The following is a 15474-nucleotide window of genomic DNA, read 5'->3' as shown; positions in this document are numbered from 1 at the left end:
CGACCCGCACGACCCGCACGATCCGCATGACCCGCACCGCCCACCCGCCCTCTGCACCGCTCGCACCGCCTGCACACCGCTGGAGTCGCCACGATGACCACGACCACCCCCTCCACCACCGTCGCCAACCTGCGCGACCTCGGCGGTACCCCCCTGTCCGGCGGGCGCACCGTCCGTCCCGGACTGGCCCTGCGCTCCGGCCAGCTCGACCGGCTCGACGTCGACGCCGACCCGGTCGTGGCCGCGCTGGGCCTGCGTACGGTCATCGATTTCCGCACCGACCCCGAGCGCGCCGACCACCCGGACCGGATACCGGCGGGCGTCCGCCTCCTGATCAGCGACGTCCTCGCCGACAAGCTGCGCTCCGGCAGGATGCCGGCCGCCACGCAGCTCAAGGACCTGCTGTCGGACCCGGCGGTGGCGGAGGAGCACCTGGGTGGCGGCAAGGTGCAGAAGCTGTTCGCCGACACCTACCGGTCCTTCGTGAACACCGCTTCCGCGCAGGCCGCGTACCGGATCCTGCTCACCGAGCTCGCGGACCCGGACGCGGGCCCGCTGCTGTTCCACTGCACGGCGGGCAAGGACCGTACGGGCTGGGGCGCGACCGTCGTCCTGTCTTTGCTCGGCGCGGACGACGAGACCCTGATGGCCGAATACCTCTCCGTCAATCCGGCGGTCAAGCAGGCCTTCGCTCCGCTGATCGAGGGCTTCATCGTCGCCGGCGGCAACCCGGACATCGCGCTCGGCCTGATCGGCGTGTTCCCCTCGTACCTGGAGGCCGCGCTCGACGAGGTGAACACGCGGTACGGCTCGATGGAGAAGTACGTGCGCGAGGGTCTCGGCGTCCCCGACGAGACGGTCGAGGCGCTCCGCGCCCGCCTCGTGGCCTGATCCGGGCCTGCCCCGCCCCCCTCCCGCGGCCGGTATTCGACCCGAACGTGTGACCTGGGGAGGGGTGACCATCCGACGATTCGCTCGTTCTGCTGAACGTGACTGCGCCGGATACCGCCACCCGCCCCCCGTCTCCCGTGCCGCCCGACGTCGAGCTGGCCGAGGCCGCCATCGTCGAGCACTACCCGCGGCTGGTGCGGCTCGCCTATCTGGTGCTGCCGCCCGCCCTCGGCCGCAACCGCCGGGTGCTCACCGCCCATTCGCTGGCCCAGCGCGCCCTGCCGCGCGGGCGGCGCGGCGCCGGTGCGGAGGCCGCCGCCGCAGCCGCGGTGCAGGGCGGGGTGCCGGGCCAGCGCGGGACCGCGGGCACCGAGTCCGGGTACGCGTACGTCCGTCTGCGGGTGCTGCGCGCCGCCTTGGAGGCCGGGATTCCGCTGACCTTCCGGGCGCTGCCCCGGCGGGCGCAGCTGCCTCCGCTGCTCCCCCAGGTGTGGGGCCTGCGGCTGTTCCCGCGCTCGGGCGGGGCCGAGGAGCTGGCGCTGGACCAGTGGCTGGCCACCCTCGACGGGCCGGGCCGGGCGGCCTGCGTGCTGCGCGCCCTCGAGCGGCTGCCGGAGTCCGAGGTGCTCCGGGTGCTGACCGAGGCCGGGGTCGCGAACCCCGCCGCCGCGGTCGCGGAGTCGGGGGATCCGGCCAACGACGCCCTGTTCGCCTCCCCCGAGTTCGATCCCTGCGTGCTCCAGGCGCGGCCCACCGACCTGCTGCGCCGGCGCCGGTTCGTCCGGGCCGCTCTGGCCGCCGCGGCCGCCCTCGCCGTGTGCGGGGCCCTGCTGGCGCTGCCCGGCGGCGGCTGGGGCGCGGACGGGGCGGCGGCTCCGCCGTACGCACGCAACGCGGCTGCGGAACAGGCCCTGGATCCGGGCAAGCTGGTCCGGGTCGCGCCCTCGCTCTGGCGTACGTCCTCCCGTACGGGCTTCTCCACCTGGCCCGCGCGCGGCGACCGCGCCGACGACTCCGAGCTGCTGCGCCGCGCGCTGGCCGTCTGGGCCCGGCCGGGGCCGACGGTGGTCGCCTCGGGCACCCCCGGCACGCCGCCCGGACCGCCGATGGGCCCGCCGCAGCTGCTGTTCGCGGGCACCGTCGACCAGGCGGTCGTGGTCCTGCTGTACGACGGCCTGCGCGTGGTCCGGTACGCCGAACCGCGTACCGGGACCTCGGTCGCCGCCCTCGACTTCGCCCGGACCGACGGCGCCTCGGCGGAGAACTCAGCCGCGCTCGTACTGAGCCGGGTCGACGGCAACGTCCGCTACCTGACCGCGCCGTGGGTCACCGGCGTGGGGCTGCGGGACCTGCTGAAGCCCGGTGAAGCCCCGGTGGCGCTGAAGCTGAGCCAGGAAGGGATCACCCCGCCGGTGGCGAGCCCCGCGCCGTCCGGCAACTGCACAGGCTGGAACGCCCTGGCGCTGACCGGCAACGCCTCCACCCGGCTGGTCACCGACCTCGGCGAGCTGACCCCGGCCCGGCTGACCTCGGGCGCGCCGGGTGCGGAGCGCGATGTGGCGGAGGGTGCGGAGCTCGGCGACTGGTCGCGGATCGCGTGCCTGCTGCCGTCGGTCCGCTCGCACGGCGTCCGCAGCGTCAACGCCTGGACGTACGCGAAGCAGCCGCTGCCCGAGGGCGACGGCACGGCGACGTGGCTGTGCACCCGGGCGGAGACCTGGGCGGGTACGGAGGACCGGGTGCAGGCCCAGTTCCTGACCCCGGGCGCCCCGCTGGCCGCGCAGGCGGCGAAGGCGGAGGGCTCGCCGGCGTGCGGGCCGCGGGAGCCGCGGGTGCTGGCGGGCGTGCTGTGGAAGTCGAAGGCGGGCCAGTGGTACGTGCTGGCGGCGGGCAGTGCGCAGTTCGCGTCGCTGTCGGTGTCGGGCAGCGGGGTGAGCGGGTCCGCGAACGGCAACCGGCTGGCGGTGAAGGCGCCGGCGGGCGCACAGGTGGAGCTGGCGGGCAAGCTCACGGACGGTACGAAGGCGGGGGTGCTCCGGTAGTCGCACAGCAGGGTGGGTGAATCTTCAACCGTCAAGAACGGCCGGGGAGTTGGCGGGATCCGGACATGACTGCCGCAGCGCACCCATGGCATGATCGGATTCCGGTTACCTCGCGGTAACCCGCCAACACCCCCCTCACGTACTGAAGGTTCACCCACGTGCGCACGCTCGCCCGACGGTTCCTCCTGCCCGGCCTGACCACCCTGGCGCTCACCGCCACCGGCTGCTCCTCGACACCACACACCGGCGCCGCCGACGCGGCCGCCCCCGCCACCCTCGCGCCCGCGGGCGACGGCACGTCGCAGCAGCTCGACGTGGCCGCGGCGCCCCAGGGGACGCCGACCCCGGCGGCCGTGGCCCGCGCCGGCGGAAAGGGGAAGACGGAGCAGTCCTCGCTGAAGGTCGCCTCGTACGACCAGGCGAGCGGACGGGCCGTCATAGCCAAGGCCCCGCAGGGGCCCGCACCGAAGCCGACGAAGTCCGCCTCCCCCTCCTCCTCGCCCTCCCCGACGGCCGACAAGCCCGTCGCCGTGGGCGACGTCATCGCCAGTGCGCCGGCGCCCGGCGCCCCCAACGGCCTGCTCGCCAAGGTCACCGAGGTCGTCGGGAAGACCGACCGCGGCACCGAGGTCAAGACCGCCTCCACGACGCTGGCCACCGTCCTGAACGACGACAAGGCCGACGGCAAGGTGCCCGTCGACCCGTCAACGGTCACCGTCGAACCCCTGATGAAGGGCGTCACCTTCTCCTGGGCCAAGGGCCAGGGCGTGAAGTTCGGCCCCGAGGGCGCCAAGCTGCCCCTCGGCAACCTGCGGCTCGACGTGAACGCCGCCGTCGACACCGCCCCGGACGCCCCCGCCTCCGCCGGAGCCTCGGTGTCCGGGTTCGTCCAGCTCGCCCCCCAGGTGGAGTTCTCGTACGACGGCAGCTCGGGCGGCGGTCCGCGGTCCGCCTTCCTCGGCATGAGCGGCGACTGGTCCTCGCAGTGGAAGCTCCAGGGCCGCGCCGCGGCGAGCACCGGGGCGGCGAAGCGGATCCCGTTCGCCAAGCTGCACAGCGCTCCGGTCATCCAGGTCGGCCCGGTGCCGGTCGTCGTGAACCTCGACCTGACCTGCTACGTCCAGGTAGAGGCCGACGGCCGCGTGACCCTCGACGTCCAGCAGGACGTCAAGGGCGACTTCAAGGTCGGCGGCAGCTACGCGACGGGCAAGGGCTGGACGCCGGTCAGCGCGTCGAACGTGCAGAGCACGCCGGTCAAGGCGAGCGTCACCGCCGCCGGCAAGGTCAAGGGCGCGCTCGGCGCCGAGGCCTCGGTCGGTCTGTACGGGGCTGTCGGCGTCAGTGCGGACTTCGCCCCGTACCTGCGCGGCGAGGCCGACGCCAAGGCCAGCGCGTCCAGCGACGGCAAGACCTCCCTCAGCGGCTCCTGGGCGCTGTACGGCGGCTTCGACCTGAGCGGGAACCTGCACCTGCAGCTCTCCCTGTTCGGCACGCCGCTCTTCGAGCGCAAGATCCCGCTGGGCACGCTCAACCGCGAGTGGACCCTCGCGAGCGGCCACGCCGAGCGCTAGCCGGACGAGCCGGACGGCAGACCTGAGTCCCCCGGGCGCGGTGCGCGCCCCGGGGGACTCTTGCGTGAAGTGGTGGGCGCAGAGGGGTTTTCCTCTGTCCTACCCCTCAGTACATTGACGCCATGTCTAATACGCCGCTCGCGCCCGTCCCCGTGGCGTCGGAACACATGGACCTCAAGGCGCGGAACGTGTCCTTCGGCTGGGAGGACACCCCGCTCCACTGGCTGCCCGGCGACCCGTTCGCCACGCACACCATCAACGTGCTGCACCTGCTGCTGCCCGCGGGCGAGCGCTGGTTCGTACACGTCTACAAGCAGGTGCTCCCGTACATCAAGGACGAGCAACTGCGCGCGGACGTCATCGGGTTCATCGGGCAGGAGGCCATGCACGCCGCCGCGCACGACGACGTGCTCCCCCACCTGAAGCGGCTCGGCCTGGACCCGACCCCGTACACGGCGCAGGTGGACTGGCTCTTCGAGAAGCTGCTGGGCGACCGGACGCTGCCCCCGGGCAAGGCCCGGCACTGGTGGCTCATGGAGCGGGTCGCGATGATCGCGGCGATCGAGCACTACACGGCGTTCCTCGGGAACTGGGTGCTCAACGCGGACGAACTGGACCGTCGGGGGGCGGACCCGATGATGCTGGACCTGCTGCGCTGGCACGGCGCGGAGGAGGTGGAGCACCGCTCGGTGGCCTTCGACCTCTTCATGCACGTGGACGGCGGCTACCGCCGGCGGGCCCGGACCTGGGCCACCGCGTTCACGGCCCTCGTCTTCCTGTGGCAGCGGGGCGCCCGCTTCTTCATGGAGAACGACCCGGAGCTGCCCGGCGCCAAGGCCTCGCTCGGCCAGTTCTTCCGCGCGGGCCGGCAGGGCACGCTCCCTTCTGCGGGAGCCATGCTCAAGTCGATCCCGACGTACCTCTCCCGTACGTACCACCCCTCCCAGGAGGGCTCGACGGCCCAGGCCGTGGCCTACCTGGCCTCCTCGCCCGGCGCGAACGGCGGTGCCACCGCATGAGCCGCGCTCTGAAGGCGGCGGCGCTGGCGGGCGCGGCCCTGCTGACCCGCCGCGCCCTGCGGGGGCGCATCGCCCGCTCCCCGCTGTGGCCCCTCCCGGCGCTGGAGACCCCGGTCTCGGGCCACTCCCCGCGGCGTTGGCTGCCCGCCCTGATCGTGTCCCGTACGGAGCCGGCCGACGGGGTCATGGCCCTGACCCTCGAATCCCCGGAGTTCCCGCCGTGGACGCCGGGAGCGCACGTGGACGTACGGCTCCCCTCGGGCCTGGTCCGCCAGTACAGCCTCTGCGGTGACCCGGCGGACGCGGGCCGCTACACGATCGCGATCCGCCTGATCGAGGACGGCCGCGGCGGCTCCCGCGAGGCGCACGCCCAGCTGGTGGAGGGCGCGGAGCTGGCCGTACGCCCGCCCCGCAACCGCTTCGCACTGGAGCCGTCTTCCTCGTACGTCTTCATCGCGGGCGGAATCGGCATCACGCCCATCCTCCCGATGCTGCGCGCGGCCGAGGCGGCGGGCGCGGACTGGACCCTGATCTACGGCGGCCGCTCGCGCTCCTCCATGCCGTTCATCGCCGAACTGGACGCGTACGGCCCCCGGGTCACGATCACCCCGCAGGACGAGGCGGGCCACCCCGACCTCACACCGCTCACCGCAACGGCCCCCGGCACCCTGATCTACTGCTGCGGCCCGGACCCCTTGATGAAGGCGGTCGAAGCGGCAGCCGCGCCCGCCGCCCCGGTCCAAGTGGAACGCTTCACGGCAACCACCGCCACGACGGGGGCCTCCCACCCCTTCACGGTCGAACTCCACCGCTCGGGCCGCACGATCGAGGTGGCGGCGGACGAGTCCACCCTGACCGCGGTCCGCCGGGAACTCCCCACCACCCCGTACTCCTGCGAACAGGGCTTCTGCGGCACCTGCCAACACCGCGTCCTGGCAGGCGAGGTCGACCACCGCGACACCCTCCTCACGGACCGGGAACGCGAGGACTCGATGCTCCTCTGCGTCTCCCGCGCCAAGGACGACCGCCTGGTCCTGGATCTCTGAGCCCTGCTGCGGGCCCAGTAGGGTGTCCGCATGACTACCGGGACGCGGCGCAGGATGGGTGTCGAGGAGCGGCGGCAGCAGCTGATCGGGGTGGCCCTGGAGCTGTTCAGCCACCGGTCGCCCGACGACGTGTCGATCGACGAGATCGCGGCGGCCGCGGGGATATCCCGGCCGCTCGTCTACCACTATTTTCCGGGCAAGTTGAGCCTGTACGAGGCCGCGCTGCGGCGGGCCGCCGATGAGCTCGCGCAGCGGTTCGTGGAGCCGCAGGAGGGTCCGCTCGGGGCACGGCTGCTGCGTGTCATGGGCCGGTTCTTCGCGTTCGTCGACGACCACGGGCCCGGGTTCTCGGCGCTGATGCGCGGCGGCCCGGCGGTCGGGAGCAACCGGACCAACGCGATGATCGACGAGGTCCGCCAGGCCGCGTACGAGCAGATCGTCACGCACATCGGAATCGAGAAGCCGCCCGCGCGCCTGGAGCTCGTGGTGCGGTCATGGGTGTCGCTCGCGGAGTCCACCGCACTGATCTGGCTGGAGGGGCGGAAGATCCCGCGGGCCGAGCTGGAGCTGCAGCTCGTGCACGACTTCGCCGCGCTGGCCGCCGTAAGTGCCGCGTACGACACGGAGATGGCCGGGATCCTCGGGCGGATCCTCGCCGACGAACCGTCCGACGGGCCGTTCGGCGAGCTGGTCGGGCGGCTCGTGGGGCTCGTCCCCGCAACGGTGGAGGCCGGGGTGCCCGGCCCCCGCTGACGGGCCCCCGGTGACCGGCCCCCGGTGATCATCCGCGTGATAATACCCGCGTGATCATTGATGACGGGATCTTGTTCCGGCGCGCCGTGGAGAAGGACGCCGCCACGCTGGTGGCCCTGTACGACCAGGCCGCCCGATGGATGCGCAAGCACGGGATCGACCAGTGGAAGCCCGGGGACAAGGACGCCGCGCACTTCCTGGCGAAGATGCGCGGGGGCGAGGTGTGGCTCGCCGGGGACAGCGACGGACGGATCATCGGCGCGTACGAGCTGTGGTGGTCCGACGAGGAGGCCTGGGGCGTGCAGCCGCCGGTCGCCGGCTACGTGCACCGGCTGATGGTGGATCGCGAAACCGCGCCCGCGGGCGCCGGGCGCCGGCTGCTCGAACATGCCGAGCGCCGGATCGCCGGGTCGGGGTTGCCGCGGGCGCGGCTGGACTGCGTCTCCACCAACCCCCGGCTGCTCGCGTACTACCGGGGTGCGGGCTACCGGGTGGTCGGGGAGTACCCCCACAAGGAGGGCAAGGACGGCCGGGTGTACGGGGTGATCCTGCTCGAGAAGCGGCTCGATCAGCTCACCGTCGTGTGAAGACCGACACGGTGCGGGGCGGGGTCGTGAACTCTCCTGTCCGTGCGTCGTACGCCGCCTGCTTGACCGCGGGGTCGGATCCGGCCGCCTGGACCGGGTGCAGGGCGTAGGCGGTGCCCGCGAGGGCCGGAATGCGCTGGGCCTGAGCGGTGGGCGTGGCGTTGAAGACCACCACCAGGTCGCCGAGGGTCATGGTGATCACCCCCGGGGTCTCGTCCTTGCCGGAGAGCGGGAACGCCAGCGCGGCCTGGACCGCCTCGGGTGTGGTGAGGGCGAACGCCGGTTCCGTCGTACGGATCCGCAGCAGGTCGCGGTAGGCCGCCGAGGCTCCGGTGATGTCGGCGCAGGCGGGTGTGGAACGACCTGCCAGCAGGGGCTTCGCGTACGGCCACTTGGAACCGTTGTCGGCGGCCGGCGGCAGCCCGCGGCCGAAGCCGTTGCCTTCGCGGCAGTCCCAGTGGACGGCGTTGAACCAGTCGCCGCTGTCGTACGAGTTGCGGTCCAGGGACTTCGAACGGAGCAGGTCCGTGCCCGCCTGGGACAGCGACGGGCCCTGCGAGAGGGTGCCGACGGCCATCGCCAGGACCTGCATGCGGGCCTGGTCGGCGGTGGAAGTGCCGTCCGGGAGCTTGTACGTCAGGGCGTCGGCCAGGGTCTCGTTGTCGTGGGCGTCCGCGTAGGCGAGGGCGTCGCCCGGGGCCGCCGCGTAGCCGGCCGGGGAGCCGTTGTAGTCCACCTCGGAGCCCTTGGTGCGCCGGCCCGTGGTGTCCGTGAAGGCGTACGAGGCGAGGTTGCCGGACAGCCCGACCTTGATCAGGTCCTGGGCGTGCAGGAGCCGGGCCCGCTGCTGGTCCGCGGTGCCGTTCGCGGGTGAGGCGTTCGGGGCCGTGAACAGGCCGGAGGCGAAGCCCTGGACGCGCGGGTCCTCGTCGAAGGGGCCGCCGCCGCGGACCGCATCGCGCGAACGGTCCGAGAAGGTGGCGATGCCGGTGCCGGCCATGTTCTTCTGCGTGGCCTGGACGAAGCGGGCGTCGTCCGCGACCTCGCCGAAGTTCCAGCCCTCCCCGTAGAGGATGATCTTCTTTCCGTCGACGCCGTCCTTGGCGGGCGTGAGCGCGTCGAGGGCCTGGCGGACGGCCAGGATGTTCGCCTTCGGGTGGTGGCCCATCAGGTCGAAGCGGAAGCCGTCGACCTTGTACTCCTTGGCCCAGGTGACGATGGAGTCCACGACGAGGCGGCCCATCATGGCGTTCTCGGGGGCCGTGTTGGCGCAGCAGGTGGAGTTGGCGACCGAGCCGTCCGCCAGCAGCCGCTGGTAGTACCCCGGCACGATGCGGTCCAGCACCGACTTGTCGGACTGGCCTGACGCCACGGTGTGGTTGTAGACCACGTCCATCACCGTGCGCAGGCCGGCCCCGTTCAGCGACTGGACCATCCTGCGGAACTCGACCGTCCGGGCCGTGCCGTGGGGGTCACTCGCGTACGAGCCCTCCGGCACGGTGTAGTGCAGCGGGTCGTAGCCCCAGTTGTACGCGTCCTTCGCGGCCGCGGCGGCCACGCAGGCCTGCTGCTCCGGCGAGTCCGGCGCGTACACCTTCAGGTCGCAGGCGGGTTCGGTGCGGTCGGAGGCCTTCTCCGGGATGGTCCCGATGTCGAAGGCGGGCAGAAGGTGGACGTACGAGGTGCCGGACGCGGCCAGGGAGCGCAGGTGCTGCATGCCCGCCGAACCGGTGTCGGTGAAGGCCAGGTACTGGCCGGGGTGCGTGCTCGTACGGTCCGCGACCGAGAAGTCGCGGATGTGGAGCTCCTGGATCTGGGCCGAGGCGAAGGGGACGGGCGCGGGCTTGCGCAGTGCGCCCCAGCCGGGCGGGGCCAGCTTCGGGTCGGCCAGGTCGACGGCCAGGCTGTACACGGAATCGGTGGTCAGGGCGGTGGAGTACGGGTCGGTGACCAGGTTGCGGACCACCTGGCGGGTGCTCGGGGCCCACACGGTCACGGCGTAGCGGTACGGCTTGCCGGTCCAGCCGCGCTCGCCGCGCACCGACCAGACGCCGGTGGTGTCGTCGCGGTGCATGGCGATGGTGCGGCCGTCGAGCTCGAGGGCGACCTGCTGGGCGGTGGGGGCCCAGACGGAGAGCGTGGGGCGGCCGTCCTTGAAGACGGGGCCGAGCGCGGCCGTGTTCGCGTACAGGTCGTCGAGTACGCCGGCGAGCTGCACGCCGGTCGCGGCCAGGACGGCGCCGTTCGCGGCGCGGGCGCTCGCAACGAGCTGGCCGCGCAGGGCCTCCCGGACGCGGTCCCGGTCGCGGGGGTCGACGGTGAACGCCTGGTACGACGAAAGGTGCGGGAACTTCTTCTTCTGGGCAGCGGTGAGCTCGGCCGCGGCCAGGCGCAGCCACTGCGCGCCGTCCGCGTGCAGGATGCCGTTCTCCGCGGTGATCGTGCCTCCACGGGAGGCGAGGAGCTGGACGGAGGCGGCGGCCGCGGGGGCGTTCCAGGCGAGGGTGTCGCGGTCGATCCAGACGGCCTGGGCCTTGGTGAGGTCCAGGGCGGCGGAGGAGCCGGCGGGCTGCGGGAGGAGGTACGGGGCCCGGCCGCCCAGCATCCAGACCTCGTGGCCGGTGGCCTTCAGGTCCAGGGACTGGTCGGAGGGGAGGTCCTTCTCGTCGCCCTTGTGGAGGATGTAGCTGAGGCTGGTCGCCCCGGCCGCGAGCGGGACCTCGTACACCGCGCCGTAGGAGTCGGTGCGGGCGGGCGCCAGCGGCTTGGACCAGTCGGTGGGGGTGGCGGCGCCGGTCCAGACGTGCAGGCCCCAGCCGTCGTAGGCGCCGTCGGCGCGCTGGTAGTGGAGGACGGCCTTGGTCTGGTCCTGCGGCGGGTAGGCGGGGCGGTCGGTGCGGGCGGCTTCCTTGCCCTGCTCGAGCCAGACCTCGCCGGTCTTCGTCACGTCGAGGGTGCGGTCGGCGGCGACGTCCTTGTTGCCGTCCTTGTCGATGACGAGGTAACCGACCGAGGAGGCACCGGGCTTGAGCCTGACGTAGGCGAAGGCGCCGTACGCGTCGCGGCCGGTGAAGTCGTGGCCGGCGGGCCAGGGGGTGGCTTCGCCGTCGGCGAGGTCGCCCCAGGCATAGAGCCGCCAGTTGGTGTAGTCGCCGTCGGGGCGGTTGTAGTGGACGACGGCGTAGTCGCGCTGGGTGGCGGTCGGGGGCTCCACGGGCGGTACCTGGCCGGAGACGGACTCCGCGAGGGCGCTCGCGGTACGGCCGGAGGCGTCGACGACGACGGCCTTGTAGCGCAGCGGGGTGCCGGCCGGGGCCGTGATGTGCTGGGTGACCTTGTACGGGGCGTGGTCGGCGGAGCCGAGGACCTGCCACTTCCCGGTGCCGGTCTGGGCGGCGAAGACGACCCGGTTCAGGCCGCCGCCGGTGACGTCGGCGGAGAGCTCGACGGCACCGGTGGCTGCCGCCGGGGCCTTGAGGGTGATGCCGGGAGCCGTGGCGGGCTTGGTGAGGGGCACGCCTGCACGCAGTACGACGGATCCGAGGGCCGGGACGACCACACGGATGCCGGCGGGCGTGACCCGTGACGAACCCGAACCCCCGTACAGAGCCTTGAACTCGGTACCCGCCGCGCTGCCGACCGGCATGTCGATGGTGACCGGCTCGGGGGCGTTGTTCACCGCGACCGCGTACTCGGCCTTGGAGCGCGCGTCGGTGCGCGTGAACGCGTAGACGGAGTCGCGGGCGAGCCGCTCGGTCTGGACGCCGTCCCGCAGAGCGGGGTGGGCCTTGGTCAGCTGGGACAGTGCGGCGATCTGGCGGTACAGCGGATGGGCCGGATCATAGGCATCGCCGGCATGGGTGCGCGCCGTTCCGAGCTGGTCGTCGTCCAGGTAGTCGGCGACCTTCGTGGCGAACAGCGGCTGCCGCGCGTCCTTGTCACCGCCGGCGCCCGTGAAGCCCTGCTCGTCGCCGGAGTACACCACCGGGTTGCCCCGGGAGAAGAACATCAGCTCGTTGGCGAGCCGGTACCGGTCCAGCAGCTCCTGCTCTCCCGCCCCCGGCCGGTCCTGCTTCAGGAAGCTCCCGAAGCGGCCCATGTCGTGGTTGCCGAGGAAGGTGACCTGCTCGTACGCGTTCGCCTTGTCCGTGGTGTACCGGTAGTCGTCACCCAGTACGGAGCCCAGTCGCGAGGCCGCCGCGCCCTGGGAGGCGTACGCCCGGATCGCGTCCTGGAGGGGGAAGTCGAGGGTGGCGTCGAGGCGCCCGCGCGTCACGTACGGGGAGGTGACGGCGGTGTCGGCGGAGTAGACCTCGCCGAACATGAAGAAGTTCTTCCGGCCGCGCTGGGCGGCGTACTTGTCGAGGGCGGTGGCCCACTGCGTCCAGAACTCGGTGTTGACGTGCTTGACCGTGTCGATGCGGAAGCCGTCGATCGCGAAGTCCTTGACCCACTTCTCGTAGATCTTCTCCATGCCGGTGACGACCTCGGGGCGCTCGGTCCACAGGTCGTCGAGGCCGAAGAAGTCACCCTGGCCGGAGGATTCCCCGGCGAAGGTGGAATCGCCCCGGTTGTGGTACATCGTCGGGTCGTTGAGCCAGGCGGGGGCCTTCAGGCCCTTCTTCGCATCGGGCACGAACGGGGTCCGCGGGAAGGACTCGGCGTCGACCTGCGGAAACTTCTTCTTCCCGGCCGCGTAGTCGGCATCCTCGAAAGGCACCCCGCCCTTGGTCAGGTAGGGGAAGGCCCCCTTCGACAGGTAGGAGTACGACTGCTCCCGGTAGTCGACGACGTCGGCGGTGTGGTTGGTGATGACGTCGAAGAAGACCTTCATCCCCTTCGCGTGCGCCTTGTCGATCAGCCGCTCCAGGTCGGCGTTGGTGCCGAAGTGCGGGTCGACCTGCGTGAAGTCGGTGATCCAGTACCCGTGGTACCCGGCGGAGACATCGGCCCCCTTGCCCTGCACCGGCTGGTTCTTGAAGATCGGCGCCATCCAGATGGCGGTGGTGCCGAGCCCCTTGATGTAGTCGAGCCGGTCGGTCAGGCCCTTGAGGTCGCCGCCTTGGTAGAAGCCCTTGTCCGTCGGGTCCAGCCCGGTCTCGAGCCGGGTGCCGGTCAGGCCGCCGGTGTCGTTGCGCGGATCACCGTTCGCGAACCGGTCCGGGAGGACGAAGTAGAACTGTTCCCGGGTCAGGTCGTGGCGTGCCGGCTCGGCGGCCAGCTTCGCGTCCGAGGGCGGGGCGGGCGGCGCTGCGGCCGCTGCCGGGAGGGCGGGCAGGAGCGTCACGGCCAGGGCGGCGGCGAGCACTCCTGCGGCGGGGCGTATCAAGGCGGGTCTCCTTGTGTACGTGGCACGTGGATGAGGGCCGCCCGGGCGGATGGCCGGGGGAGGTTCCGGGTGCCGGGCGGCCCTGGTCTGCGGAGGGAGGGGTTCAGTTGCGCCAGGTGTCGTTCAGCACGACCTTGCCGCTCGCCGGGACGGTGGCGGCGCGGTTGGCCCCGCTCTCCCAGGTGACGTTCCCGGCGGCGTCCTTGCGGAGGTACTTGTACGAGAACGCGGTCCCGGCCGGGAGCGACACGTCGAGCTTCCAGACGGGGTAGGCCGCCGGGTCGAGCTTGAGGGCGCTGCCGGTGTTCCAGCCGCCGAGCTCGGCGCGGTCCCCGGTGACGTAGATGTTCTGCCCGAGGGCGGTGGTGGCGTTGACGGCGAACGAGGCGCCCGCTGCCGCCGACGGCGGAGTCGTCCCGCCGCTGCAGGTACGGGCGTTCACGTGCAGGGCGAGGGCGGTACCGGCCCCGAGGGTGGCGGTGAACTGCCCGGCGGAGTTCACGTTCACCGTGCGGCCGCTCTGCACGTCGCAGTAGTCGCCGGCCGGGAGCGAGCTCTGGAAGGTCCGGGTGAGGGCCGCGCCCTCGTGGTTGAGGGCGACGTACGCCTTGGCTCCGCGCCCGAAGGCGATCTGGTCACCGCCGTTGTCCCACCAATTGGTGACCGCCTGGCCGCGGGCCGCGTTGCGGAAGCCGACCATGGAGGAGATCTCCCGCCAGGCGTGCTGGCACTTCCACCCGTCGGTGTAACAGGCGTTCACCGTGCCGCCGTTCGGCGGACCGGCGTCCTTGTCGGTCCACTCGTAGCCGGAGTGGACGTCGGGGGACCCGTACGGCCAGGCCAGCATGAAGACGCTCGCGAGGGTGTAGGCGGAGCCGTCCTTGTAGGTGAGGGTGTCGCCGACCCGCTCGGTGTCGTGGTTGTCGACGAAGACGGCGGACTGGGAACCGGCCGTGTACCCCCAGGCCTCGCCGAAGTTCTTCAGGTGGGCGAGGCTCTCGTTCTGGAAGACCCGCTTGAGATCCCGGGCGTAACGGAACTCCTGTACGTCGCCGTTGCCGAGGTACTCGGAGGGCGAGACGGCCTCACCGGCCCCGTAGATCGCCTCCTGCTTCCAGTACACGCCCGGGTTGGTCAGCCGGGACTTGATGTCGGCCAGGTCGGCGGCGGGCATGTGCTTGGCGGCGTCGATCCGGAAGCCGTCGACGCCCAGCGACAGCAGGTCGTTCAGGTACGCGGCGATCCGCCCGCGTACGTAGCCCTCGCCCGTGTCCAGATCGGCCAGCTGCACGAGCTCGCAGTTCTGGACGTTGGCCCGGTCCTGGTAGTTGGAGATGGTCGCTCGGCAGTCGTCCATGTCGGAGCCGGAGTAGATGCCGGGATAGCCGTACTTCGTGTACGACGATCCGCCGGTCCCCACACCGTCGCCGGCGGCCATGTGGTTGATCACGGAGTCGGCGACGACCTTCACCCCGGCGGCGTGGCAGGTGTCGACCATGGCCTTGAACGCGGCCCGGTCCCCGAGCCGCCCGGCGATCTTGTAGCTGACGGGCTGGTACGAGGTCCACCACTGCGAGCCCTGGATGTGCTCCTGTGGCGGCGAGACCTGGACGTACCCGTACCCGGCGGGCCCGAGCGCATCGGTGCAGGCCTTGGCGACGGACTCGAAGCGCCACTCGAACAGCACGGCCGTGACGTCCTTGTCGCCGGGTGCCGCGGCAACGGCCTGCGGTGCCGGGCCGGTGAGGGCGGCGGCGGCGAGTGCAGTCGTGGCGAAAAGAGTTGCAGCTCTGACGGCTCTGGCAGGCATGCGGGGGGCCTCCTGGCGGAAGAGGTGGGGATTGCAGCGACCGTAGGGGCCAGGTAGGAGCCCTGCAAGAGTTTGCGCAAGAGATTGCAGAATTGTTTCCGGTGCGTGTCCTGCCGGACAGCCGGGTCGCGCAGGAGCCGGGACCGGCCGCCCCGCACGTCCATGGGCCGGGTCAGGCAAGCGCAGGTGACAGCAGGCGGGCCGGCCAGGCGCTCTACGTCAACAACCGTGAGAGCCGGCTCTGGCAGATCTCCCAGCGCGCCACGCAGCCCCTGGGAGGCATAGGCAAGGCCATGGCGTAGCGCCCCCGGCCGTACGACGGCGGGGGCTATCACGGGGGAGGGAGGGTGGTTCCGCTGGGCCGGCTGCGGATGACCGGGGCTCCCGAGCGGCATCTCCGACGAGCTCTCATCGGTATCCGAACCC

Annotated in this window: 10 protein-coding genes; 8 read left to right on the top strand and 2 right to left on the bottom strand. The window is 72.2% G+C overall.

The annotated features are described in order from the left end of the window. Window positions 1-93: 93 nt before the first annotated feature. The 7 genes from IF09_RS0103255 to IF09_RS0103225 all read left to right on the top strand — a co-directional run bounded on the left by IF09_RS0103255 (window position 94) and on the right by IF09_RS0103225 (window position 7909). A complete protein-coding gene (locus IF09_RS0103255; protein WP_030291650.1) occupies window positions 94-891 on the top strand; it encodes a tyrosine-protein phosphatase in 798 nt (265 codons plus the stop codon). Window positions 892-989: 98 nt separating this feature from the next. After that, window positions 990-2933, top strand: a complete 1944-nt coding sequence (locus IF09_RS0103250; RefSeq protein WP_037633819.1) for a hypothetical protein — start codon at window positions 990-992, stop codon at window positions 2931-2933. 158 nt (window positions 2934-3091) lie between these two features. Next, window positions 3092-4504, top strand: a complete 1413-nt coding sequence (locus IF09_RS0103245) for a hypothetical protein (RefSeq protein WP_030291645.1) — start codon at window positions 3092-3094, stop codon at window positions 4502-4504. 122 nt (window positions 4505-4626) lie between these two features. Continuing rightward, a complete protein-coding gene (locus IF09_RS0103240; protein WP_030291644.1) occupies window positions 4627-5523 on the top strand; it encodes a metal-dependent hydrolase in 897 nt (298 codons plus the stop codon). Continuing rightward, window positions 5520-6569 (top strand): PDR/VanB family oxidoreductase, encoded by a 1050-nt coding sequence (locus IF09_RS0103235; protein WP_030291642.1) that lies wholly within the window; start codon window positions 5520-5522, stop codon window positions 6567-6569. Before IF09_RS0103240 ends, IF09_RS0103235 begins: the two co-directional genes overlap by 4 nt. Window positions 6570-6599: 30 nt before the next feature. Further along, entirely contained in the window at window positions 6600-7322 is a 723-nt protein-coding gene (locus IF09_RS0103230) for a TetR/AcrR family transcriptional regulator (RefSeq protein WP_030291640.1), read from the top strand. 50 nt (window positions 7323-7372) lie between these two features. Then, window positions 7373-7909 (top strand): GNAT family N-acetyltransferase, encoded by a 537-nt coding sequence (locus IF09_RS0103225; protein ID WP_030291638.1) that lies wholly within the window; start codon window positions 7373-7375, stop codon window positions 7907-7909. Here the strand turns inward: IF09_RS0103225 and pulA are convergent. Then, entirely contained in the window at window positions 7896-13238 is a 5343-nt protein-coding gene (pulA, locus tag IF09_RS0103220; protein WP_030291636.1) for a pullulanase-type alpha-1,6-glucosidase, read from the bottom strand. The two genes, IF09_RS0103225 and pulA, sit on opposite strands and share 14 nt — an antisense overlap. A gap of 103 nt (window positions 13239-13341) precedes the next feature. Continuing rightward, window positions 13342-15048, bottom strand: coding sequence for a carbohydrate-binding module family 20 domain-containing protein (locus tag IF09_RS0103215; RefSeq protein ID WP_030291634.1), 1707 nt, complete (start codon window positions 15046-15048; stop codon window positions 13342-13344). Between the two features lie 101 nt (window positions 15049-15149). Between IF09_RS0103215 and IF09_RS45440 the strand changes: the two genes are divergently transcribed. Further along, window positions 15150-15350, top strand: coding sequence for a hypothetical protein (locus IF09_RS45440; RefSeq protein WP_158709902.1), 201 nt, complete (start codon window positions 15150-15152; stop codon window positions 15348-15350). Window positions 15351-15474 lie beyond the last annotated feature (124 nt).

The sequence above is a fragment of the Streptomyces katrae genome (assembly GCF_000717655.1).
Lineage (GTDB): Bacteria > Actinomycetota > Actinomycetes > Streptomycetales > Streptomycetaceae > Streptomyces > Streptomyces katrae_B.
This window is presented reverse-complemented; position numbering and strand designations above follow the sequence as displayed.

What these genes read in the sequence shown, in the direction of transcription:
- IF09_RS0103255 (WP_030291650.1), top strand. Translation starts at nt 94, where the DNA reads ATGACCACGACCACCCCCTCCACCACCGTCGCCAACCTGCGCGACCTC.
- IF09_RS0103240 (WP_030291644.1), top strand. Translation starts at nt 4,627, where the DNA reads ATGTCTAATACGCCGCTCGCGCCCGTCCCCGTGGCGTCGGAACACATG.
- IF09_RS0103235 (WP_030291642.1), top strand. Translation starts at nt 5,520, where the DNA reads ATGAGCCGCGCTCTGAAGGCGGCGGCGCTGGCGGGCGCGGCCCTGCTG.
- IF09_RS0103215 (WP_030291634.1), bottom strand. Translation starts at nt 15,048, where the DNA reads ATGCCTGCCAGAGCCGTCAGAGCTGCAACTCTTTTCGCCACGACTGCA.
- IF09_RS0103230 (WP_030291640.1), top strand. Translation starts at nt 6,600, where the DNA reads ATGACTACCGGGACGCGGCGCAGGATGGGTGTCGAGGAGCGGCGGCAG.